General features: G+C 51.2%; 24 protein-coding genes. 19 read left to right on the forward strand and 5 right to left on the reverse strand.

The genetic code is table 11. The features are described from left to right. Positions 1-38: 38 nt before the first annotated feature. The 4 genes from HU175_RS06910 (at position 39) to HU175_RS06925 (ending at position 2,219) form a co-directional block, all read left to right on the forward strand. Positions 39-1,061 carry a S1C family serine protease gene (locus tag HU175_RS06910; protein ID WP_176565887.1) on the forward strand — a complete coding sequence of 341 codons (1,023 nt, stop codon included), beginning with the start codon at positions 39-41 and terminating at the stop codon, positions 1,059-1,061. 75 nt (positions 1,062-1,136) lie between these two features. After that, on the forward strand, positions 1,137-1,418 hold the full coding sequence (locus tag HU175_RS06915; RefSeq protein WP_176565888.1) for a hypothetical protein: 282 nt from the start codon (positions 1,137-1,139) through the stop codon (positions 1,416-1,418). Between the two features lie 99 nt (positions 1,419-1,517). Then, entirely contained in the window at positions 1,518-1,760 is a 243-nt protein-coding gene (locus HU175_RS06920; protein ID WP_176565889.1) for a MoaD/ThiS family protein, read from the forward strand. Positions 1,761-1,808: 48 nt separating this feature from the next. After that, positions 1,809-2,219 (forward strand): molybdenum cofactor biosynthesis protein MoaE, encoded by a 411-nt coding sequence (locus HU175_RS06925; RefSeq protein ID WP_176565890.1) that lies wholly within the window; start codon positions 1,809-1,811, stop codon positions 2,217-2,219. On the opposite strand, the gene HU175_RS06930 is transcribed toward HU175_RS06925, so the two are convergent. Beyond that, positions 2,220-3,377, reverse strand: a complete 1,158-nt coding sequence (locus HU175_RS06930; protein ID WP_176565891.1) for an endonuclease/exonuclease/phosphatase family protein — start codon at positions 3,375-3,377, stop codon at positions 2,220-2,222. It abuts the gene before it with no gap. A 180-nt stretch (positions 3,378-3,557) separates the two neighbouring features. On the opposite strand from HU175_RS06930, the gene rimP reads away from it, so the two are divergent. The 5 genes from rimP (at position 3,558) to HU175_RS06955 (ending at position 11,686) form a co-directional block, all read left to right on the forward strand. Next, positions 3,558-4,070, forward strand: a complete 513-nt coding sequence (rimP, locus tag HU175_RS06935; protein WP_176565892.1) for a ribosome maturation factor RimP — start codon at positions 3,558-3,560, stop codon at positions 4,068-4,070. A 44-nt stretch (positions 4,071-4,114) separates the two neighbouring features. Beyond that, on the forward strand, positions 4,115-5,359 hold the full coding sequence (gene nusA, locus HU175_RS06940) for a transcription termination factor NusA (protein ID WP_176565893.1): 1,245 nt from the start codon (positions 4,115-4,117) through the stop codon (positions 5,357-5,359). A 158-nt stretch (positions 5,360-5,517) separates the two neighbouring features. After that, positions 5,518-8,763, forward strand: a complete 3,246-nt coding sequence (gene infB / locus HU175_RS06945; RefSeq protein WP_176565894.1) for a translation initiation factor IF-2 — start codon at positions 5,518-5,520, stop codon at positions 8,761-8,763. Positions 8,764-8,944: 181 nt separating this feature from the next. Then, positions 8,945-11,044: a BatA domain-containing protein gene (locus HU175_RS06950; RefSeq protein ID WP_176565895.1), complete on the forward strand. Its 2,100-nt coding sequence runs from the start codon at positions 8,945-8,947 to the stop codon at positions 11,042-11,044. A 36-nt stretch (positions 11,045-11,080) separates the two neighbouring features. Further along, the gene (locus HU175_RS06955; protein ID WP_176565896.1) at positions 11,081-11,686 is read left to right on the forward strand and encodes a Uma2 family endonuclease; all 606 of its coding nucleotides are present in this window, start codon (positions 11,081-11,083) and stop codon (positions 11,684-11,686) included. Between the two features lie 40 nt (positions 11,687-11,726). On the opposite strand, the gene HU175_RS06960 is transcribed toward HU175_RS06955, so the two are convergent. Then, a complete protein-coding gene (locus tag HU175_RS06960) occupies positions 11,727-12,227 on the reverse strand; it encodes a dihydrofolate reductase (RefSeq protein ID WP_176565897.1) in 501 nt (166 codons plus the stop codon). Continuing rightward, positions 12,224-13,147, reverse strand: a complete 924-nt coding sequence (gene fmt / locus HU175_RS06965) for a methionyl-tRNA formyltransferase (protein ID WP_228724352.1) — start codon at positions 13,145-13,147, stop codon at positions 12,224-12,226. The genes HU175_RS06960 and fmt overlap by 4 nt, the downstream gene beginning before the upstream one ends. 308 nt (positions 13,148-13,455) lie before the next feature. Between fmt and greA the strand changes: the two genes are divergently transcribed. The 4 genes from greA to HU175_RS06985 all read left to right on the forward strand — a co-directional run bounded on the left by greA (position 13,456) and on the right by HU175_RS06985 (position 16,133). Continuing rightward, positions 13,456-13,929, forward strand: coding sequence for a transcription elongation factor GreA (gene greA, locus HU175_RS06970; protein ID WP_176565898.1), 474 nt, complete (start codon positions 13,456-13,458; stop codon positions 13,927-13,929). A gap of 2 nt (positions 13,930-13,931) precedes the next feature. Beyond that, on the forward strand, positions 13,932-14,321 hold the full coding sequence (locus HU175_RS06975) for an HIT family protein (protein WP_176565899.1): 390 nt from the start codon (positions 13,932-13,934) through the stop codon (positions 14,319-14,321). 185 nt (positions 14,322-14,506) lie between these two features. Continuing rightward, positions 14,507-15,811, forward strand: coding sequence for an aminotransferase class I/II-fold pyridoxal phosphate-dependent enzyme (locus HU175_RS06980; RefSeq protein WP_176565900.1), 1,305 nt, complete (start codon positions 14,507-14,509; stop codon positions 15,809-15,811). Positions 15,812-15,950: 139 nt separating this feature from the next. Continuing rightward, positions 15,951-16,133: a histone H1 gene (locus HU175_RS06985; protein WP_176565901.1), complete on the forward strand. Its 183-nt coding sequence runs from the start codon at positions 15,951-15,953 to the stop codon at positions 16,131-16,133. Positions 16,134-16,216: 83 nt separating this feature from the next. On the opposite strand, the gene HU175_RS06990 is transcribed toward HU175_RS06985, so the two are convergent. Further along, a complete protein-coding gene (locus HU175_RS06990; protein ID WP_176565902.1) occupies positions 16,217-16,633 on the reverse strand; it encodes a MaoC family dehydratase in 417 nt (138 codons plus the stop codon). Between the two features lie 84 nt (positions 16,634-16,717). Here HU175_RS06990 and HU175_RS06995 point away from each other — a divergent pair, with 84 nt between their 5' ends. Then, entirely contained in the window at positions 16,718-17,977 is a 1,260-nt protein-coding gene (locus HU175_RS06995) for an acyltransferase family protein (protein ID WP_176565903.1), read from the forward strand. Positions 17,978-17,994: 17 nt separating this feature from the next. Here the strand turns inward: HU175_RS06995 and HU175_RS07000 are convergent, their stop codons facing one another. Then, positions 17,995-18,426 carry a YybH family protein gene (locus HU175_RS07000; protein WP_176565904.1) on the reverse strand — a complete coding sequence of 144 codons (432 nt, stop codon included), beginning with the start codon at positions 18,424-18,426 and terminating at the stop codon, positions 17,995-17,997. A gap of 217 nt (positions 18,427-18,643) precedes the next feature. Here HU175_RS07000 and HU175_RS07005 point away from each other — a divergent pair, with 217 nt between their 5' ends. From HU175_RS07005 to HU175_RS07025, 5 genes are all read left to right on the forward strand, one after another. Next, positions 18,644-19,522 carry a diacylglycerol/lipid kinase family protein gene (locus HU175_RS07005; protein ID WP_176565905.1) on the forward strand — a complete coding sequence of 293 codons (879 nt, stop codon included), beginning with the start codon at positions 18,644-18,646 and terminating at the stop codon, positions 19,520-19,522. A 103-nt stretch (positions 19,523-19,625) separates the two neighbouring features. Further along, positions 19,626-20,825, forward strand: coding sequence for an argininosuccinate synthase (locus HU175_RS07010; RefSeq protein WP_176565906.1), 1,200 nt, complete (start codon positions 19,626-19,628; stop codon positions 20,823-20,825). Continuing rightward, on the forward strand, positions 20,797-22,089 hold the full coding sequence (locus tag HU175_RS07015; protein WP_176565907.1) for a glycosyltransferase family 4 protein: 1,293 nt from the start codon (positions 20,797-20,799) through the stop codon (positions 22,087-22,089). Before HU175_RS07010 ends, HU175_RS07015 begins: the two co-directional genes overlap by 29 nt. Positions 22,090-22,092: 3 nt before the next feature. Next, a complete protein-coding gene (gene argC / locus HU175_RS07020; protein ID WP_176565908.1) occupies positions 22,093-23,076 on the forward strand; it encodes an N-acetyl-gamma-glutamyl-phosphate reductase in 984 nt (327 codons plus the stop codon). 10 nt (positions 23,077-23,086) lie between these two features. Next, positions 23,087-23,605: a GNAT family N-acetyltransferase gene (locus HU175_RS07025; protein WP_176565909.1), complete on the forward strand. Its 519-nt coding sequence runs from the start codon at positions 23,087-23,089 to the stop codon at positions 23,603-23,605. Positions 23,606-23,608 lie beyond the last annotated feature (3 nt).

Below are 23,608 nucleotides of genomic sequence, written 5' to 3' on the forward strand. Positions count from 1 at the left end.
AGCCGTAGTACTGATTACTGAAACGAACCAGAGTGACTATGGAAACGAACGACGATATCGACATTGAACAGGCACTGCGATCTTATGGAGATCGTATCCGGTTTCGGCAGCAACTGACAGCGGTTCAGGAGCAACTGAACATGGAGGCCATGTACGAGTCTGTTCAGCCTGCTTCATCAGAAATTATTGAAGAAGGACGAATACGTTCGCTATGGCGTGCTTATCGCACCACGCTGGCCGTTGCCGCATCGGCTGCGATGATCACGACCTTTGGATCCATCTTTCTGTACCGGGCTTATCAGGATGGTCACCAGCAGCAAGTACAGCAGTATCGCCAGTTGAGCAAAGAGATTCAGGCGGTCAGAACGTCGCAGCGTCGGCTCATTAACGATATCAACGGACGTGGCCAGGGTCTAAGCATTAACCCGGCGCAGGTGGCCGGCACGGGATTCCTGCTGACTGCCGATGGTTATTTTGTGACGAATAATCACATTATCCAGAATGCCGATTCGGTTTACGTACAAAGCTCGAAAGGTGAAGTCTATAAGGCGCGGGTCGTTCATGCTGATACGATGCATGACCTGGCTATTCTGCAGCTCAGCGATGATAGCTCGTTTAAAACTTTACCGTCCGTTCCGTACTGTTTCGATCTGAAAGCGTCTGATCTGGGCGAGCGCGTATACACCCTGGGGTACCCTCGCGAAGAGATTGTGTACGGCGAAGGTTATCTGAGTTCGGGTACCGGCTACCGGGGTGACTCGACGGCGTATCAGGTGGCTATCAGCGTCAATCCAGGTAACTCAGGCGGACCGTTACTGAACGAAAAAGGGAACGTAATCGGCATTATCAGCGGTAAGCAGACAACAGCCGAAGATGTTAGTTTTGCCGTGAAAGCCAACTATCTGTTCGAAGCCCTGAACGGACTGTCCAACGAGTCGCTGAAGGGGCAGCCAATTCGGCTAAACCACAAAAATGCACTGGGAAAACTGTCCCGGAAACAGCAAATCAAGCGGGTACAGGACTACGTATATCAGGTTAAAGTGTTCAAGCACAAAGAGTAAAAAAATAAAGTAGTCAGTTGGGCTAACATTTCTTAATTATTGGGTGTTATATCCGCGGTTAAACACTCAACGAGCATGAAAAAAGTACTGACACTCATGGCCGCTATGGCTTTGACGCTGACGATTGTCTCAGCGCAGGATACAAAACAAAACGCGAAAGAAACGGCGAAGCAGGCGGGCCAAACCGTTGATGCTGCTGCTGACAAAGCCGGACGCGAAACGAAAAAAGCGGGCCGTAAAGTCTCCAGAGCCGCTAAAAATACCGGCGAGGATATTAAAGACGGCACAAACAAGGCGCTCAATAAGGCAGATCGTAAGATGAAAAAAGCCGAGCGAAAACTGGATAACTCGAACTAGTTACCCGTATTTGATTTTTGGTACATGTCAGGCTGTGCTACTGTCGTTGATGGTAGCACAGTTTTTATTGATGGGTAACTACAGACATAATTTGTAATCATGGCTGTTTCAGTACTTTTATTTGGGATTGCCCGGGATTTGATTGGGCAGAGTTCACTAAACGTTCCTGCCCGGCAGGATATGCAGGTTACCGACCTGCTACAGGAAATACATCAGCAGTATCCGGCAGTGAAAGGGATCCGTTCATTGCTGGTAGCCGTCAACGGCGAATACGCGGAATCAGATCAGGTAATCAAAGAAACTGACGAAGTGGCCCTGATTCCACCCGTGAGTGGTGGTTAGGGAGTCAGCTTGTTTGGACAATACGTTTATCTAACTGTTTATTTCCTGATGATCGAATTAGTTTCTGACCCGATTGATGTTTCGGCGGCACTTACCTATCTGCATACCGGCGAAGCGGGCGCCGTGGACCTGTTTCTGGGCGTTGTTCGGAACAAAACCCAGGAACGCTCAGTGGACCGGCTGGAATACGAATCCTACGACCGGATGGCGGTTAGTGAGATGCAGAAAATTGCCGACCAGGCTCAGGAAAAATGGCCTATCCTGAAATATGTCATCGTTCATCGCAAGGGTACCTTGCAGATCGGCGAAATGGCCGTATTGATTGGTGTCGCCACGGCGCATCGGGCCGACGCGTTCGAAGCCTGTCGGTATATCATCGATACCATCAAACAGACTGTGCCAATCTGGAAAAAAGAAGTATTTACCGACGGTGAGGTCTGGGTGAACGCTCATCCCTGATCAGGGCACCAGAACGGGCTTGGGTCTGCGGGTCGATTTGCTAATATCGTACGTGCCGACGATGGGGTAATGATCTGAATACTTTACGTAGTTAATCGTTTCAAAGTTCAGCGCGGAAAGGATCGGGTCATGAAACTGGTGATCGATTCGGATGAACCCTGGCGGCCTGTTATACGTAAAGCCAAACCCGCGTCCGGCTTCTTCAAACGTGTTTGGCAGGGTTCGGCGTAGTTCTTCGTAGACAACGCTATAGGGCGTGTCGTTATGATCGCCCGTAACAATTACTGGGTAGTCGCTCTGCTGAATATGCCAGATAACACGCTGCACCTGCTCTTTGCGTTCGATAAAGCCATTACGTAGCGCACTCAGCACTCCCCGTGTTTCGTGTTTGACGCCTTCCATTTCCTGTTGTTTCAGCACCCGGCCCACCCGAATTCCCATTGACTGGAGGTGGACATTGATTACCCGGACCGTATCGTTGCCCACTTTGATGTCGGCCCAGAGCAGACCGTTGTTACCGCTAAAGGGCTCCCGACCGGAGTTGATAATGGGATAAACGGAAAAAATAGCTGTACCGATTTGCCCTAGCTGTTCATGAGCTTTGGCCGGGTTCAGCAGCACCGAATGACTGTAACCAGCTCGCTGGAACCGGTCCACAATATCGTAATCCGGTACGGGAGATGATACGTAAAACTCCTGAAAGCATTTGACAGGTGCGTCGTAACGTAATGCAAAGTTGATCAGCCGGCGGGCGCGTGGCGTGCTGTGTTCCCGCTCCAGCCGATTATCCAGCCCGAACGCCTGGACGTTATAACTAAACACTTTCAGCGGGACCCCACCCGCCGGAAGAGCAGTAGGAGCCTCCCACGAAAAAGTACGTTCGCCGAATAAGATGACGCCGACCAGCAAGACCAAACCTGAAAGCCAGCTTCGCCAGGGACGACTGAAAAACCAGGCAATTACGCAGGCCAGATTAAAAAGCCAGGCAATTGGAATCGAAATCATAATCATCCCGGCCGACCAGTGCTGGGTCGGTAAATCGTAGAGGAGCCAGTAACTAAAAAAGGTATAAAGTGCCAGCAGAATATTCAGCGACCAGAACACCGACCGAAAAAATTGAAAAATCAGGTTACCAATCCGAAAAGCTGATACTGCCATGTGTACTGGGGGAAGCCCTTTTGTGGCCAAAATTAAGCGATTACGACTACAAACCCCTAATAGGTCGTGACGTGCATTCTTGCGTATGACGAAAGAATGTGCTAGCTTTGTAGCAGGAATGGTAACTAGTATTGGTGAAAAAAAAGGGAGTCGGACTCCCTTTTTTGTTAGCCTTATTTTATGAACGATAAGGAACGGGTAATAGAATTACTGCAGCCTTACCTGGATAATGATCGCATTTATGTGGTTGATATTCAAGTGGCTGGCCGGCAGGGAGGGCGTTTGAAAGTGACAATCCTGCTGGATAGCGATGCCGGAATTACCATTGATGAGTGTGCATCCATCAGCCGCCAGTTGGGTGGTCAGATGGATGAAATGAATTTTTTTGGTGAAGCGCCCTTTACGCTGGAAGTTTCGTCGCCCGGAGTTGATTTTCCGCTCACGTTTTCGCGGCAATACGTACGTAACATCGGCCGTCAGCTAGCTGTTACGTTAACGGATGGCCGGGTCTGGAAAGGTACGCTGGATGCCGTCGAGGAAACCCATATCATTCTGGATGTCGTACCCGAAAAAAAATCGAAAAGCCAGCTGAAAAAGGAAGCGCTTCTGCAGACCGAAGCGCCCATAGTCGGACCGACGCCTGTTCCGTTCGAACAGATTCAGAAATCAAACGTTGAAATTTCTTTCAAATAGTTGCGGACAGAAATAGTCCTGAACTTGAAACCATACTTAGGAAAATGACCAGCGGACTACTAATCGAATCATTTGCTGATTTTGCCCGGTCGAAAAATATTGACCGGCCAACCATGATCGCCATCCTGGAAGAAGTCTTCCGGACAATGATTCGCAAAAAATACGGCACCGACGAAAATTTCGACGTCATCATCAACGCGGAAAGCGGTGATCTTGAAATGTGGCGCACGCGTGAAATCGTTGATGACGATTCGGAGGATATCTGGGATTATGATAAAATTCCCCTCGCCGAAGCCCGTAAAATTCAGGATGACTTTGAAGTGGGTGAGCAGGTCGCCGAGGAAGTTAAATTGCTTGACTTTGGCCGCCGGGTGGTGCAGACGGCCCGCCAGACCCTGATCCAGCGGATCAAGGATATGGAAAAAGAAGTTCTCTACCAGAAATACAAAGATCAGGTGGGGGATTTGGTGAGTGCTGAGGTGTACCAATTGCTGAAGCACGAAATCATCCTGACGGACGGTGAAGGCAACGAACTAAGCCTGCCCCGCACAGAGCAGATCTCAAAAGATCGGTACCGGAAAGGCGAAGCGGTTAAGGCCGTCATTAGCCGGGTCGATATGTTGAATGGAACGCCTAAAATTGTTCTGTCCCGTACGTCGCCCGTCTTCTTGGAACGTTTGTTTGAGATTGAGGTACCGGAGATTTACGATGGTTTGATCTCGATTCGCAAAATCGTTCGGGAGCCGGGTGAGCGCGCTAAAGTTGCCGTAGAATCGTACGACGATCGCATCGATCCTGTTGGCGCCTGCGTAGGGATGAAAGGATCCCGGATTCACGGCATTGTTCGGGAGTTGGGCAACGAAAACATCGACGTAATCAACTATACCGAAAACCTGGAACTGCTCATCAGTCGGGCACTCAGCCCTGCTAAAGTTAGCTCGATGAATATCGACCGCGACGCCAAACGGGTGTCGGTCTTCCTGAAACCGGACCAAGTGTCGCTGGCTATCGGTAAAGGTGGACAAAATATCAAACTAGCCGGTCGGCTGGTTGATATGGAAATCGACGTATTCCGGGATAACGAAGGTCAGGAAGATGACGAGGATGTTGACCTGATGGAGTTCTCGGACGAAATCGACGAGTGGATGATTCAGGAGCTGCGTAAAGTTGGTCTTGATACCGCCAAGAGTGTACTAGCACTCAGCAAAGAAGAACTCGTTCGTCGGACGGACCTTGAAGAAGATACCGTTGAGGAGATTATGAGCATCCTGAAACAGGAGTTCGAATAAAGGCGAAAGGCTAGGGTAAGTGCGAAAAATAATTGGACAAAACCGATTGCCGGACCCTTATCCTGGGTTAAATAAATAAGTACCGGGATTTTTATTGTACTAACTGTTGTTCATACCATATCAACAACCATTAAATTTGCCGAATATAGACCGAACGTATGGCAGAAGATAAGTCAATGCGCCTAAGCCAAGTGGCAAAAATTCTCAACAAGGGATTATCCTCTGTTGCGAATAGTCTGTCTGCCAAAGGGTTTAAGGTTGAAATTAATCCTAACACCAAAATCAACACAGAACAGTTGGAGGTGTTAGCGAAGGAGTATAAATCTACGGAACTCCTGAACGGAGCTCGCCGGGCTGAACCGCAGGTTGCCGTCGCCGAGTCACCGCGTCGTCGGGAGGAGGATGTTATTTTGTACCGTCGTGATGACGCAGGTCGTCCTATTACGGACGCTAAAGCTGACGCTCCCAAAGCAGATGCACCCCGGTCGACAACCCCTCAGCCAACTGCTGCCGAAGCTAAACCAGCACCACAAACCGCTCAGACGGGTTTGCCGGGTCTGAAAGTAGTTGGTAAAATAGATTTGAACGCGAAGCCCGCTCCGCAGCCTGCCCCCACAGCGAAAGCGCCGGTTCAGCAGGATGTGAAGCCGGTAGAGCCACCTAAGCCCTCTCCGGTTGCAGAACCAGCGAAGGCTCCTGTTACGCCTGCTCCCGCTCCGGAAGCGGCTAAACCCGTGCAGCAGCCTGCTCCTGTACCCGTAGCGCCCACTCCTGTTGAAGCAAAAGCAGTGGTACAACCCGTAAAACCGGCGGCCTCAGCTACGCCAGCGGCTCCGGCTGCTGAAACGAAACCGGTAACTGCGCCTGCCGAGCAGCCCAAACCTGCACCAGCTACGTCACAACCGCCAAAAGCGAACGTAGCTAGTCCAGCTCCAGCCAAGGTAGAAACTCCCGCGCCAGCAGCGCCGGCTGCAGCACCAAGTACTTCGGAAAGCGAAGCCGCAGCGCCAACGGAAACAATCCGGGCAGCGGGTAGCCATCAACTGGGTGGATTGAAAATTCTGGGTAAGATAGAATTACCTGTCAACAATCCGCGTCAGGGCGGTGGTGGTAACAACGCCGATAAAAAGAAACGGAAGCGGATTCGTGGCCGTGAAGGTGCGGTTAACGTTAATACGCCAGGCACACCAGGGCAACCTGGCCAGGGTGGTAATAATAATAACCGGAATGATCGCGGGCCACGTGATGGTCACAACGACCGCGGACCGGTTAACCGTACTGACCGGCCTGCCGGTGATCAGGACAATCGCCAGCAACAAGGACGAGGTGACCGGACCAGCAACTCGGGTACGCCCAACACGAATACCAACAACAACGCGAACAATAATAACGCGTCGGGTAACCGGGGAGGTAATAACAATAACCGTAGCGGGGGTAATAACAACCGGGGCGGTGGCAATAACAATAACCGGGGTGGTGGAAACCGCCGGGAAGCGCCTACCCAGGCTGACGTTCGTAAGTCGATTCAGCAAACGAACGCCCGGATGCAGGGTAACCAGCCCAACCGGGGTGCCGACCGTCGACGTGATCGCCGGAATCAACGTGAAGAAGATCGCCGGCTGTTGAACGAACAGGAGGAACTGGAAGCAAAAACGCTGAAAGTAACCGAGTTTGTTTCGGCTAATGACCTGGCTTCACTGATGGACGTGTCGATCAACGAAGTTATTTCGGTCTGTCTAAATCTGGGTATGTTCGTATCGATCAACCAGCGTCTGGATGCCGAAGCGATTACGGTTATTGCCGATGAATTTGGTTATGACGTTCAGTTCGTATCGGCCGAAGATGAAACGGAGGCTGGTGTAGACGTAGCCGCCGACGAACCCGAAGACCTGCAATCACGGGCTCCGATCGTAACGATCATGGGTCACGTTGACCACGGTAAAACGTCGTTACTTGACTACATCCGTCGGGCGAAAGTAGCCGCTGGTGAAGCCGGTGGTATTACGCAGCACATTGGCGCTTATAGCGTAAAAACAGCCGACGACCGGATGATTACGTTCCTCGATACACCGGGTCACGAAGCCTTTACGGCCATGCGGGCGCGGGGTGCGAAAGTAACGGACGTTGTTATCATTGTGATTGCTGCTGATGATAGCATCATGCCACAAACGCGGGAAGCTATCAACCACGCTCAGGTAGCTGGTGTACCAATCGTATTTGCCTTCTCGAAAGTTGATAAGCCGGGCGCCGATGCGGAGAAAATCCGTACTGAACTGGCAGCGATGAACATGCTCGTTGAAGAGTGGGGCGGTAAGTATCAGGCGCAAGAAATTTCGTCGAAGTCCGGTATGGGCGTAGACGATCTGCTTGAAAAAGTGTTGCTTGAAGCCGAACTGCTCGAACTGAAAGCTAACCCGGATCGTCGTGCTTTGGGTACGGTGATCGAGGCTTCGCTGGATAAAGGTCGCGGTTACGTATCGACGGTACTGGTTGAAAACGGTACGCTACGTCAGGGCGACATCATGCTCGTGGGAGCCCACTACGGCCGCATCCGGGCTATGACGAATGACCGGGGCGAACGGATTAAAGAAGCTGGTCCTGCCAAGCCGGTTCAGATTCTGGGTCTGCCAGGTGCTCCACAGGCGGGTGACAAGTTCAACGTCATGGAAACCGAACGTGAAGCGCGTGAGATTGCTAACAAACGTGAGCAACTGCTGCGTGAACAATCGCTGCGTACCCGCAAACACATTACGCTCGAAGAGATCGGTCGCCGGAAAGCAATCGGTACCTTCAAAGAACTGAACGTGATTGTGAAAGGTGACGTGGACGGATCGGTCGAAGCCCTTTCGGATTCGTTGCTGCAACTGTCGACCGAAGAAGTACAGGTGAACATCATCCACAAAGCAGTGGGTCAGATTTCTGAATCAGACATTCTGCTGGCTTCGGCTTCGGATGCGGTCATCGTTGGCTTCCAGGTTCGTCCATCGGCCAGTGCTCGTAAACTGGCTGAACAGGAACAGATCGAAATTCGTCTGTACTCGATTATCTACGACGCGATCAACGAAGTGAAAGATGCTATGGAAGGGCTGCTTGCTCCGACTGTGGAAGAAGTTATCGTTGGTAATATCGAAGTACGCGAAGTCTTCAAGATCAGCAAAATCGGTACGGTAGCGGGTTGCTACGTGACAGAAGGGAATATCAAACGGAACAACAAAATCCGGATTATTCGCGACTTCATCGTGGTCCACACGGGCGAGATCAGTGCGCTGAAACGCTTCAAGGATGACGTTAACGAAGTGAAGTTTGGCTACGAATGTGGTCTGAGCATCAAAAACTTCAACGACATTGAAGTGGGTGATGTGATCGAAAGCTTCGAACTGAAAGAAGTAAAACGGACGCTGTAAGGCTGACAAACAATAAGTTTCTAGGATGAGGGAGCCCCTATCAGTACTGATAGGGGCTTTTTCGTGTTTAATTCGTAGGTAAACCTGCTGGCTTATCACTAACTTGGGCGGAAGAGAAACGAAAGGTTTGGAACCGATCGTTATCTATTGGCAGGATCAACGTTTGCAGCACGCCGTCTGAATGAATTTCCTATATCCGTCATTTTTGTTTGGGTTATTGGCCGTTTCGGTACCAATTGCCATTCACCTTTTCAATTTTCGCCGAACCCGCCGGGTCTACTTTACAAACGTAGCGCTACTGCGTACTGTCCAGACAGAAACTAAGTCGTTCCGTCGGCTGAAGCACTGGCTCATACTAGCGGCCCGCTGTTTGTTTCTGGCTTGTCTGGTGCTGGCGTTTGCGCAGCCCTTTATTCCAAACCCACGGCTGGCCGGAAAAAATACGCCCGGCATAACGCAGAAAGGCGTAACGAGTCTGTATCTGGATAATTCATACAGCATGCAGAATGAGCGTAACGAAAAGCGCTACCTCGATATCGCTATCGGTAAGCTGGATGAATTACTGACGCTGTTTCGAAATGCCAGTTCGCTGCAATTGCTGACCAATGATTTTTCGGGGAATGAGCAACAAACGGGAACCGCCGAGGCCATTCGGGATCGGGTGACATCGGTCCGATACGCGCATACGCCCCGCGCGTTAGAAGCCGTTTATCGGCGTCAGCGGAACCTGCTGGCTGGTATTAATCCGGCCGGGGGAAATCAATTATTCTGGTTTTCCGACTTTCAGAAAAGTACGGGTGGTGATTTGAACAAACTGAAAATTGACTCCAGCGATCGGTTGTTTATCGTGCCGCTGGATGCACAGTCCACCAAGAACGTATTCGTCGATTCAGTCTGGCTGAGTACGCCCTTTATTCGCGAGATGCAGAACAATAGCCTGAACGTCAAACTGACGAATGGCGGGCAGGAAAACGTAAAAAATCTGCCCGTTCGGCTGTATCTGGATGATGCGCAGACCTCGACGGCTTCGGCTACGCTGGCCCCCGGTGGATCGGCTACGGTATCACTGAATTTTAACGTTACGTCGAAGGGCTATCATCGGGGCCGGATTGTGTTTGAGGATTTTCCAATTACGTTCGACAACCAGTATTTCTTCGTGATCGAAGCGTCGCCTGCCGTTCGGGTGCTTCACCTATACGAGCAGAAAGCGCCGGTCGACTACGTACAGGCGGTCTATGCCAACGATAGTTTATTTACTCGCCGAAGTTTCAACGCCCAGAATTTTGACGTTGGTCAGTTGAAAGCAACCGACCTGGTGGTGCTGGAAGGCGTAACGCAGGTGAGCGGGACGTTACGTACCGAACTGGAACAGTTTGTTCGTCAGGGAGGAAGCCTGACAATTATTCCGCCTGAAAAGCCTGATCTGGCTTCGTATGGCCCATTCCTGTTGACACTAGGCGTTGGCGGGGTGCGGGCGGTGGAAGGAACCGCTACGCCTACCTTACTACCCGTGGCAGAGCCCGATCGGCGCAGTCCGTTCTTTCAGGACGTTTTTCAGCAGAGTTACCAGTCTGATCCGGTCAATATGCCTAACGTTGCACCGGTCTGGCGCTGGAACGCGGGTGAGCGTTTGCTGAATCTTCGGGATGGCAATCCGTTGCTGACGCGTTCTCGGGCAGGAAACGGTACGTCGAAAACGGGGGCGGTTTATGTGTTGGCGAACCCATTAGCCAGTCAGTATGGGAATCTGGCTGAACACGCGCTTTTCGTACCGATTATGTATAAAATGGCCGCTCTGAGCGTACGCGCTCAACAAACGGCTTATTCGTTCGATGACAACTCACTGACGATTTCAATTAGCAATCCCGCCGATCGGGCGGTGTACAAACTGAAGCGGGATAAACTGGAAATTATTCCGGTGCAACGTGTCGTAGGCAATCAGTTGTTTTTAGAAATGCCTAAGAGCAACGAGCTGGCGGCAGGACAGGAAATCGAAGCAGGCTATTACGAGCTTCAGAATAATCAGGGCCAAACAGAACGGCTGCTGGCGTTTAATCATGGGAACGATGAGTCCCGAATGGAGTTTTATACTTCAGACGAGCTGCGCCGGATATTTGCTAGTCAGCCTAACGTTGAGGTGTTTGACAGTATTCAGGATGGCAATTTTGCGCAGGTACTCGAAGAAGAAACCATGGGCAAAAGCCTCTGGAAATATTTCCTGATTGCGTCGCTGGCATTCCTGCTGCTTGAAATAGGAATGGTACGTTTTATGAAAGGGTAAATTGCTATTTTTAAACAACAGCAGACCGCTACTGTCATGACCAACATCGTGTTTCCCCTGGAGATTGAACCGGGCATCGATATGCTCGACCGTCTGCGCCACATGACTGATGATGAGTTTTTCTACTTCTGTCAGGAAAACCCAGAGCACAAATTTGAGCGCGACGCAGATGGAACAATAAAACTGATGGGACAAACAGGTGGAGAAACGGGCCGACGGAATACGAAACTGATAAGCCGGATTGATATTTGGTCAGAAGAAACAGCGAATGGCGTTGTCTTTGATTCATCGACCGGATTTCGGTTACCCAATGGAGCGACTCGTTCCCCTGATGTAGCCTGGGTGAGCAACGAACAGTGGAATCAACTTACTGCCGACGAACGTCGCAAATTTCCACCACTCTGCCCCGATTTCGTTGTTGAACTCATGAGCGAGTCGGACACGATGAAAGACACCGAAGCGAAGATGCGGGAATACATGGACAACGGTTGTCGGCTGGGGTGGTTACTCGATCCGAAAACTGAACTCAGCAAAGTTTACAGGGCTAACGGTTCGGTCAGCGTTATCGAAGGATTTGATAATATATTATCGGGGGAGGACGTATTACCTGAATTTGCCTTTTCGCTGTCAGTGTTACGGTAGCGCGAGAAGCACTACAATCAAGTCAAAAACGATCAGCCGACTACTGGTCGTTTTTGCGTTGGTACTCAACAAAATCGAAACTGGTTTCGTGGCGCTCGTCGGCCGGGTGAGCGTGCCGGCTGATTTCCTGCCATTCGCTACGGTCAAAAGCTGGGAAGTACGTATCGCCCGGATAGGCTTTGTCGATCTCCGTTAAATAAAGCGTTGTAGCAATAGGGAGCGCCATGGCATAAATTTCTGCCCCGCCAATTACGAATATCTCCTCCTGATTAATCTGCCGGGCCTGTTCGATAGCCGCGTCAATTGTGTGTGTTACGGTTACGCCTGTAGCCTGAAAATCCGGATTTCTGGTAATAACAATGTTGGTACGGTTAGGCAAGGGTTTGCCAAGCGCATCCAGCGATTTGCGGCCCATAATAATTGGGTGATGGCTGGTTTTTCGCTTGAAAAACGCGAAGTCGTCCGGCAGGTGCCAGGGCATGTCATTGTTGGCACCGATGATGCCGTTCTTCGCTACTGCCGCGATAAGACTGATTTTCATAGTTTGTTTCCCCGCAAAAATTCTTCGGCTGTCATGCGCCGTTTTCCCTCGGCCTGAAGCGATTCAAGGGCCAGCCAGCCATCATCGGCTTTTACCATGATTACTTTCCTATTGTCCGTGTAAGCTTTGCCCGGCTCGGCGGCATAGGGTGACTCGTTAGCAATAGAAACGGCGTATACCTTAAAAAACTTTCCGTTTATCGTTGTCCATGCAGCTGGGTAGGGCGACAGACCGCGTACAAAATTACGAATCTGAGTGGCGGGCTGACTCCAGTTAATTTCGGTTGTTTCGCGGCTGAGTTTCGGCGCTGCTTTCAGATTGTCAGACGCTGGCTGGGGCGTGCGTGGGTACGTACCGGCTTCGATCGCCCGGACGGTTTTGAGAACCAAATCAGCCCCGCGTTCCATCAATCGATCGTGCACCGTACCAGCGGTGTCGTCGGGATAAATCGGCTCCTGATCCTGAAAGATCATCTGCCCCGTATCAATTTCTTTCTCAATGAAGAAAGTCGTTACACCGGTTTCGGTTTCGCCATTGATGATCGCCCAGTTAATTGGGGCGGCACCGCGATACTGGGGAAGCAGCGACCCGTGCAGATTGAACGTACCGATTGTCGGCATTGCCCATACCACTTCGGGCAGCATCCGGAAGGCAACAACCACCTGCAGATCGGCCTGGTAGCTGGCCAACATTTCCAGAAAGGCCGGATCACGAAGTTTTTCGGGCTGGAGTACCGGTAAATCAGCGGCCAGAGCCGCTTTCTTGACGGGAGATGGCGTCAGTTGCAGACCCCGCCCCGAAGGGCGGTCGGGAGCGGTAACAACGGCAACCACCTGACAGCCGTCGCCTAGTAACCGCTGCAAACTGGCCACGGCAAAGTCGGGCGTACCCATGAACACAACGCGAAGAGGCTGGGACATGAAGTTATGAATCTGTTTTGTAAGGCACCTATCTGTTGATATAGCCCGGAAGTATTCGTAATTTTGTCATCACGACGCACCTGAAAAGGCGCGTCTGTTACGTTTGGTCGATCAGAATGCAGATAAAGTCAATGCGACGAGCTAGTAAGTACACGCCTAAACCACTCACTTCGGCTTGCCGACAGAGACACTGACGCGACTGCAAAGAAAACTAATTTGGTTGCAGAACGGTCGGCGGACCGTTTTTTTGTTTTATCGAGCGACCCCAACCAATGTGAAAAACGATTAAAGAAGTTACGTATCGAATTATGGGAAAGATTTCATATTACACCGAAGAAGGATTAAACCGGCTCAAGGCAGAACTGAATGATTTGAAAACGAAGGGCCGCTCTGAAATTGCCCGTCAGATTGCCGAAGCGCGTGATAAAGGTGACCTCAGTGAGAATGCTGAATACGATGCGGCTAAAGACGCACAAGGGCTGCACGAACTGAAAATTTCCAAACTGGAAGAAGTCGTAGCCAATGCCCGCGTACTGGACGAATCCACGATTGATACGTCGCAGGTCTCGATTCTGTCGACGGTGAAGATCAAAAATAAAAAAAACGGAGCCGTCATGAACTATACACTGGTTTCGGAAGAAGAAGCCGATTTGAAAGCGGGTCGCATTTCGGTTGGTTCGCCCATTGGCAAAGGGCTGCTGGGGAAACACGTTGGCGATAATGCTGAAATCAAAGTGCCTGCGGGCGTGCTGGAATTCGAAATCATTGATATCTCCCGGTAAGTATGGCTTCTATCTTTTCGCGCATCGTTGCCGGTGAAATTCCAGCGCACAAAATTGCCGAAACGGACGATTTTCTGGCTTTTCTGGACATTACGCCAACAACGACAGGCCATACGCTGGTAATTCCCAAAAAAGAAGTCGACTACCTCTTTGACCTGAACGACGACCTTTATCTGGGACTGATGTCGTTTGCTAAAACGGTAGCTGCGGCTGTCAGACAGGCCATTCCCTGCAAACGGATTGGCGTATCGGTTATTGGGCTGGAGGTGCCCCATGCACACGTTCACTTGATTCCGCTCAACTCGATGGCTAACATGGATTTCACCAAAAAAATGAACCCAACGCAGGACGAACTGGCCGAAACGGCACAGCAAATCCGACAATATATCTGATAATTCTGCCTATGAAAAGGGATACTGGAACCAACCGGTGTCCCTTTTTTTCGCCCGTACGGGTAGGTACTCTTTCTGCAAAAAGTGAAATTTTACCGTTCAATTTGAACTCCCAGAAGTTAAGTGCTATTTTTGCACTTACCGCGTAAAAAACAAGGGTTTAGCCCACTAAACGTTTATAAAAAGTGGATTTATTTGAGAAACTGCGCACCAATTTAGGTCCTATCGGGTCCTCGTCCCGCGAGTACAACGGTCACCATTATTTTGCGTTTCCCAAACTCGAAGGCGAGCTTGGTCCCCACATGCGTTTTCAGGGTCAGGACATGCTGAACTGGAGCCTGAACAATTATCTCGGTCTGGCCAATCATCCTGAGGTCCGTAAGGCTGATGCAGATGCTACGGCAGAATGGGGCTTGGCGTATCCAATGGGTGCCCGGATGATGTCGGGCAATAGCGACCTGCATGAAAAGCTGGAAAAAGAATTAGCTGAGTTCGTTGGAAAAGAAGATGCTTTCCTGTTGAACTACGGTTACCAGGGGGTAATGTCAGCGATTGAAGCTGTTGTTGATCACCGCGACGTTATCGTTTATGACGCCGAATGCCACGCCTGTCTGATCGATGGAATCCGGCTTCATAAAGCGAAAATGGGTGAATACTACAAGTTCAACCATAACGATATGGCCAGCCTGGAGAAAAACCTCCAGCGTGCTACGAAAAAAGCCGAAGAAAAAGGCGGTAGTATTCTGGTCATTACCGAAGGTGTTTTTGGTATGTCAGGTAAGGTTGGTAGCCTGGACAAGATCGTGGCGCTGAAGGAAAAATACAATTTCCGTCTGCTGGTTGACGATGCCCACGGTTTCGGTACAATGGGAGCAACGGGCGCGGGTGTTGGTGAGATGCTGGGCTGCCAGGATGGAATCGACCTGTACTTCTCAACCTTCGCCAAGTCGATGGCTGCTATTGGTGCGTTCATCGCTGCCGATCACGACATCATCATGTACCTCAAGTACAACATGCGGTCGCAGACTTACGCAAAAGCACTGCCAATGCCATACGTAGTCGGTGCTCTGAAACGGCTGGAGATGATTCGACAGTCTGACCAGTTCCGGGAAAAACTTTGGGCAAACGTACGGGCGCTGCAGAGCGGTCTGATCGAACGCGGATTCAATATTGGTGACACCCAGTCGCCGGTAACGCCTGTGTTGCTACAGAACCTGAAGGGTGGTATTCCCGAGATTACGGCCCTGATTCGTGACCTGCGCGAGAACCATCGGATTTTCTGCTCAATCGTGGTTTATCCCGTCGTGCCGAAAGATATTATCATGTTGCGGATCATTCCGACGGCGGCTCACACGCTGGAAGATGTGCAGTTTACCCTGGATGCTTTCTCGGCAGTAGCTGAAAAACTGGAAAACGGTATTTATCGGCAAAGTACCACTACAGTGGCTCCGGAAACGCTTGAAGTATCGGCCGAATCAGCCAGTGAATAGAGTTTTTAGGTAAAAATTGCATTTTTGCTCTATTTTTTTGGCCTAGCTATTGCGCTGTATGGTAGAATGAGTAAATTTCACCCGAAAACCGCGTTTTTAGCGGAATTTGGGCATTTTTCACTTAAACCCATACATTGCTATGGCACGTTTCGACGAAATAAAGAACCTCGTAATGTCTTTGGAAGGCGACTTCGAAAAGTTCTATGACAAGAACAACCAGGCTGCTGGTACGCGTGTCCGTAAGGGCATGCAGGAGTTGAAGACACTGGCACAAACTATCCGGTCTGAAGTTCAGGACACCAAAAACAAAGGTGACGAATAGGAAGCTGAGGTTTTAAACGAATGAACAAGACGAATCCCCCGCTGACTACTGGTCGGCGGGGGATTCGTCTTGTATCAATTTCATTACGCTATTTTCTCCCGGTGCATGAGCGTGGCCATACCTCGCACTGTTACTTTTTTCGTCTGTACATCGCGGATTTCGCCCAGAATTTCGGCGGTGTGCTTCTCTGTATTGAACTCCTTGACCGTAAATGTAGCCTCGTAATCGGTGTCGACAAACATAGGGCGCAGAAACTCCAGCGTCTGTCCTAAGTAGACCGAACCGTAGCCCGGAAACTCGGTACCAAGCACTTTCGTGAAGACCGTAGCGCTCAGCATCCCGTGGATAATAGGGCGTTTGAAAGGCGTCTGAGCGGCAAACTCAGCGTCGAGGTGTAGTGGATTAGTATCGCCCGTGATGCGGGCAAAGTCGTTAACGTCGGTCTGCGTAAACCGGAACGCATACCGATGAACAGCGTTTAGTGCAAAATCAGGAGTCATACAGCAAAGCTACAAATCCCATTAACTATTTTCAGTCCTGAATCTGATGGATTGCGCGTAGCTTTGCTGCCGATCTGGTGAATTATGCTCAAAAATCTGTTTTCACTCGGCGCATCGTACGAAAAACGTGTCTTCGGGCTCGACCTGCTGCGGGCGCTGGCTATTCTGATTGTTGTTGATGCACACGCAACTATTGCGCTCAAAGAATACTATAGCGGTGGGTTCTGGCATCATCTCCTGCCCGATGGAGTCGAGTTGTTTTTTGTGTTGAGTGGATTCCTCATTGGCGGTATCCTGATCCGGTCGTATGAGCAGAACAATGGCTTTGACCGTAAACTCCTGTCAAATTTCTGGACGCGTCGCTGGTTTCGGACGCTGCCCAACTATTACCTGGTGCTGATTGGGTTGATTGTATTTGCGTTGCTACGTGCCTGGCGAAGCGGATTGCATCACACGCTGCCGGATAAAGGAACGCTGGTCAATTATTTCTTTTTCCTTCAGAATTTCGCGCAGTACGTTCCCGATTTTTTTCCAGAAAGCTGGAGCCTGGCTATTGAGGAGTGGTCGTACATTACGTTGCCGTTGGTGTTATGGGGAATGCATGCGCTTTGGGCAGGGCGCTGGTCGCGGCAGCGGATCGTCCTGGCTTCTATCCTGCTGGTTATTGTAGCCTCCAATGCGTACCGACTGATTATGGCGCTGCAGATCCCAATTTCAGAGGGTGAACTTGGCTACCGGGGTATCGTCATGACGCGGCTGGACGCCATTTCCTATGGCGTTCTGGCGGCCTATGGTAAGCATTATTTTCCAACCCGTTGGACGAATCCTGCCTTGCGGCAACGCCTGCTGGTCATTGGAATCCTGTTTGTTGTGCTGGTCTCGTTTTCGGCATCCATCGTCATTCTCAAATTCTACGTTGACGCGGGGATTTATCCGGCTTACGTTTTTTACAAACGTACTTTTTACTTTACGCTGATCGGGCTGAGCATGATGCTGGTTATGCCGTATATGGACGGCTGGAAAACCGTCGGCTCTGTAGAAACGGCTGGTGGACGTACCAGACTACGTATCGCTCGCGCCATTACCCATATCAGTCTGATCTCCTACTCCATGTACCTGCTCAATCTGACACCGATCATGATCAATGTCATTGAGCGATTTCCCACAACGTCTATGGCCGTTGGCTGGATAAAAGTAAGCGTGTTCTGGATACTGGTGCTGGCGTTGTCTACGCTGCTGTTCAAATACTTCGAGAAACCCGTTACGGCCCTGCGCGAGCGACTGTCGAGAAAAGAGCCGACCGAACTGCTGAAAGAGCGACTGAGCGAACGGGCAAGTAGATAATTAATCGCGCTCCAACGTTAACTCGTATGGTCGCTGATGATGACCCAGCGTTTTTTGACCTTACGCCATAACAAACTGAAATGCCCGCCTACGTCACCGATTTTCGGCCGGGTGAGGTGCCAGCGACCAATGACGTGCGCTACGTTTGGCGACAGAAAGTCCAACTGTAATACATCGAACTTAAGCGTCCCCATACTCTCGCGGGTGGGGTAACGCTTCCGGTAATTAGCAAGCGTGGGCTGGTAACCATACGTAATACCGGTTTTGCTGACAAAGGTTAGAGAGTCGGATTGCCAGTAGGCACGCATGAACTGATCGACGCGGCCAGCGTTCCAGTCGATAGTTTGCTGTTTTAAAATCTGCAGCATGGCCCGACGGTCGGCCGCCGTCTGTCCGCGGCTGGGTAACGTCAACAGGATACACAGACCAATCAGGTAGACAAGTTTCATAGTTATGACGCAGCAAGGTGGATACCTGGTTAATTGAGTCCAGTCAAGTTACGCCGAACGCCCCGGTTTACGTACCTTTGCGCGACGATTTATTCCGGCACCAATGAACAAGGTTCGAAAATTTTACAACGAGTATAAGCCGTATATTTTTTCGGATGGCTGGTATTACGTCTTCATCATTCTGTTTATTCTCGTCCTCTTTATTTTCTTCTCCTGAGTGGCCAATCTACCGGCCGTGCTGGCCATTATCAACCCCTTGTCGGGAACGGCTTCGGCTGAACAAAAAGCCGTATTGAAAAATGCTTTTCTGCGCCGGGCCGAAGCAATGCATTACGAACCCGAAGCTGTTTTCACCGAAGCGCCTGCCCATGCTACCGAACTGGCTACCGAAGCGGTCAGGCGGGGCGTTAGCCGGGTGCTGGCGATTGGGGGCGATGGCACTATTAATGAAACGGCACAGGCGCTACGTCGATCGGCAACGGCACTCGGCATTGTCCCGCTTGGTTCGGGTAATGGACTGGCGAGGCATCTGGGTATTCCGCTTAACCCTATGAAGGCTATAGAACGGGCGCTGGGAGGCCACCCCGTTGTCATCGATAGTGCTGAAATTAACGAGCATCCGTTCTTCTGCACGGCGGGGATGGGGTTTGAAGCCTACGTAGCTCATGAGTTTGCCAAGCAGCCGGTGCGTGGATTGGCTACTTACGTCCGGACGACGTTTCAGGCGTTCTTAACGTACAAACCCGGTCAGTACGTCATTGATGGGCAGGAAAAGCAATTGTTCTCCCTGACCTTCGCCAATGCGGGGCAGTTTGGTAATAATGCCTGGATGGCTCCAAAGGCGAACATTGCCGACGGGCGTCTGGAGCAGTGCGAACTACGGCCATTTCCGGCGCAGATGGCGGGAATGCTGGCCTGGCGTTTGTTCAATAAGAGTCTCGATCAATCAACTTACTGGCAGGGCAAATCAATAACCAGGGCAACGGTTCAGGTGGATGGTCCCCTGCTGATTCATGCGGATGGGGAGCCGCTTGTACTAACCAACGGGCGTGCTGACATACGTATTCTGCCGGAGAGCCTGCTGGTGTTGCTCTAGTAAAATCATTTCGTTGGGTAATTTACCGAAGGATGACCGATATTTGTGCCGCCAAAACCAACTTGACGTCAGGTGGTTTACTCGGCCGGCGTCGCTTGTCTAAATGTCTCAGCAAAAAGTAGTTCTTGCCTTTAGTGGGGGTCTCGATACCTCCTTCTGCGTAAAATATTTGTCCGAAGACCGGGACATGGAAGTTCACTCCGTGTTGGTTGATACAGGCGGTTTTTCTGATGCCGAACTCAAAGCCGTTGAGGAACGGGCCTACTCGCTGGGCGTGAAATCCCACGCGACCATCTCCAAGACGGACGATTATTACCAGCAGTGCCTGAAATTCCTGATTTTCGGGAACGTGCTGAAAAACAATACATATCCGCTTTGCGTGAGCGCCGAGCGGATCTTCCAGGCCATTGCCGTTGCTGAGTACGCCCGTGAAATCGGTGCGTCGGCTATTGCGCACGGATCGACGGGCGCTGGTAACGACCAGGTTCGTTTCGATATGGCGTTTCGGATCATTATCCCCGATGCTGAAATCATTACGCCCATCCGTGACCTGCGCTTATCACGCGAAGCCGAAATCGAGTACCTGAAATCGAAAGGAGTGGAGCAGGAATGGCACAAAGCCGCCTACTCGATCAACAAAGGTCTGTGGGGTACGTCGGTTGGCGGCAAGGAAACGCTGACCTCTGATCAGTTCCTACCCGAATCCGCCTGGCCAACACAGGTTACTAAATCAGAGCCGGAAACCATTACCCTGACGTTCGAACACGGCGAAATCAAAGCCATCGGAGACGAGACATTTGCTAATCCAGTCGACGCGATTCAGAAGTTGACTGAACTGGCAGGGCCGTTCGGCATTGGTCGTGATATTCACGTGGGCGATACAATCATCGGTATCAAAGGCCGGGTCGGTTTCGAAGCACCCGCTCCGCTGATTTTGCTGAAAGCGCACCACACACTGGAAAAACACGTACTGGTAAAATGGCAGCTTTACTGGAAAGAGCAACTGGCTAACTGGTATGGTACTATGCTGCATGAAGGCCAGTTTATGGACCCCGTGATGCGCAACATCGAAACGTTCCTGGCCGACACGCAGGGCCATGTATCGGGTAAAGTGCACGTATTATTGGCACCTCATCGTTTCCAGGTGCTGGGTATTGAGTCTGATTATGATCTGATGTCGTCGGTATTTGGTGCCTACGGCGAGATGAACAACGCCTGGACGGGCGATGACGTACGCGGCTTCTCGAAAGTGGCGTCGAATCAGGTCATGATTTATGAGAAAATCCGTGAACGTAATTCTTGATGCCAGTCCGCTGGGAATAGGGTTTTATCACCGACGCGCGCGAACCGGGATCAGCCGGGTGATCGAGCAGTTGGTGGCGGGGTTGCGTCGGTCGCCGGATTGCCAGTTATCGCTGGCCGCGCCGACGCACCTGCCCGAAACCATGCGCTACGTAGCCGATAACTTCCCGACGGCTATTCCATTTGTGCACACGGCGGGCGAACGGGGTGTTGCCCGGTTGGAAAACGCGCTTCTGTCGCCGTTCGGGGCAGAAAGCGTACCCTCGAAAGTGATTCGGCGGATTAGTTACCAGACGCGCCGGCTGACCAAAACGGAGTACGCCCACTTTCAGCCGGATCAGTTTCCCGCTCAGTCTGTTTACCACGCTACGTTCTTTCCGGTACCCGCTGTTGTTCAACAACGCCAGGCGTCCCGGACCGTACAGAGCATCTACGACCTGATCCCGATTATGCACCCTGAATGGTTTACAGACGGGGAGCAGACGGTGCATCAGGTGCTGGCCGGTTTATTGCCGGAGTCCTGGGTCACGACGATCTCGCAGGCCACCAAAGACGATTTCTGTAACCATACAAATTTCAATCCGGATCGGGTTGTGCCTATACTGCTGGCAGCTTCGCCGGATTTGTTTCATCCGGTTACTGACGAAAAAAGAAAGCAGGCTATTCGTCAGCGGCTAAAGCTGGGCGATGGACCGTATTTCCTGAGTCTGGCAACGCTGGAGCCCCGAAAAAATATTGATCACCTGATCCGCTGTTTTGGGCAACTGGTTGCCAGTAAGGAATTGTCGGCTGATGTCAAGCTCGTTCTAGTAGGTACAAAAGGCTGGAAATTTGATGCCATCATGGCCGAGGCCGGACGTAACAGTGAGCTTATGTCCCGGTTGGTTTTTACGGGTTTTGTGCCGGATGAAGACCTGGCTCCGCTTTATGCCGGTGCGCTGGCGTTTGCCTATCCATCGCTGTACGAAGGTTTTGGACTGCCCCCGCTGGAAGCCATGCAATGCGGCCTGCCCGTTATTACGTCTAACGTATCGTCGTTGCCTGAAGTCGTGGGGGATGCTGCCATTCAGGTTGCCCCCAAAGACGTTGATGGGCTGTGCCAAGCCATGCTAACGATTGCCGGTTCACCGTCGGTACAGAGAGGTATGTCGGATAAGTCATTAAAGCGGGCTGCGCAATTTTCATGGGACAAATTCACGGCAGAACACGTTGCCCTATACAAGCGAATTATCGAAACCCAGTCGCAGGGCTTCGCTAGCATCTGAATTATGGAAAAAATAAACATTGGTATCGTCGGGGGAGCCGGTTACACGGGCGGAGAACTGCTTCGTATCCTGCTTAATCATCCGTTTGTCAACGTTACGTTCGTGCACAGCAACAGCCAGGCTGGCAAACCTGTCTGGTCTACACACACGGATTTGCTGGGCGATACAGACCTGCTGTTCACGGGCGATGCTATGGCTGATCTGCTAACCCCAGGTAATGTAGATGCTATTTTTCTTTGCTCGGGACATGGTGCCTCAGTCACGTTCATGGCCGATAATGACGTATCAGACGATATTACGGTCATTGATCTGAGTGCCGATTTCCGCGATGAGCACAATGACTTTGTGTACGGCTTGCCCGAATTGCAGCGCGAACGGATTCAGGAAGCAACACGTATCGCCAACCCCGGCTGCTTTGCTACCAGCATCGAACTAGCGCTGTTGCCCTTGGCGAAAGCAGGTTTGCTGACGGACGATGTACAAGTAAGTGCCATAACGGGCAGCACCGGTGCCGGACAGGCTCTGTCACCAACTACACATTTCTCGTGGCGGAATAATAACGTATCGATCTACAAAGCGTTCACGCATCAGCACCTGGCCGAAATTCGGCAGAGCCTGACAACGCTTGATCCCGATTTTAAATCGGCGATCAACTTTGTACCGTACCGGGGGGATTTTACACGGGGCATTATGGCCAACGTATACACACCCTTCAGCGGCACCCGCGAGGAAGCCAAAGAGCTGTACCGGACGTACTACGCTGGGCATCCGTTCACCCACCTCAGCGACGCGCCAATCGACGTAAAGCAGGTCGTGAATACTAATAAGTGTTTTGTGCACCTGGAATTGCACGACGGTCAACTGCTGATTACCAGCGTGATCGATAACCTGACAAAAGGTGCCTCCGGGCAGGCGGTACAAAACCTGAATCTGGTATTTGGCTTGCCCGAAGATACGGGCTTACGCCTGAAATCGGTTGCGTTCTAACGACGACGACATGACCATTCTGCAAACGGATCGGCTGCTGCTGAGAGAGTTCACGCCAGATGACGCGTCGTTTATGCTGGAGTTATTGACGAGTCCGCCCTGGTTGCGCTTCATTGGCGACCGGGGCGTTCGCACAATTGACGATGCCCGGCAGTATATCCAGAATGGACCGATGAAAAGCTATACGGACTTTGGTTTCGGCGGTTATCTCGTGCAGTTGAAGGCAGGCCATCAACCCATTGGTCTTTGTGGCCTGTTCCGGCGCGAAACGCTACCCGATATCGACCTGGGCTTTGCTTTCATACCTGGTTATGAAGGCAAAGGGTATGGGTATGAAGTAGCGTCTGCTCTGCTAAACTACGCACAAAATCAGCTACACCTTGCCCGCATTACGGCCTTCTGTGATCCCGCGAACCAGGCATCAATACGGCTGATTGAAAAGCTGGGTTTGCGTTTCGAGAAACCTATTCAGTTTAACGGTAAGGTAAGCTCGATGTACAGCGTAAATCTAAGCGGCCGCTCTGTCTAAGCG

This window comes from Spirosoma sp. KUDC1026, from assembly GCF_013375035.1.
In the GTDB taxonomy this organism is placed as follows: domain Bacteria; phylum Bacteroidota; class Bacteroidia; order Cytophagales; family Spirosomataceae; genus Spirosoma.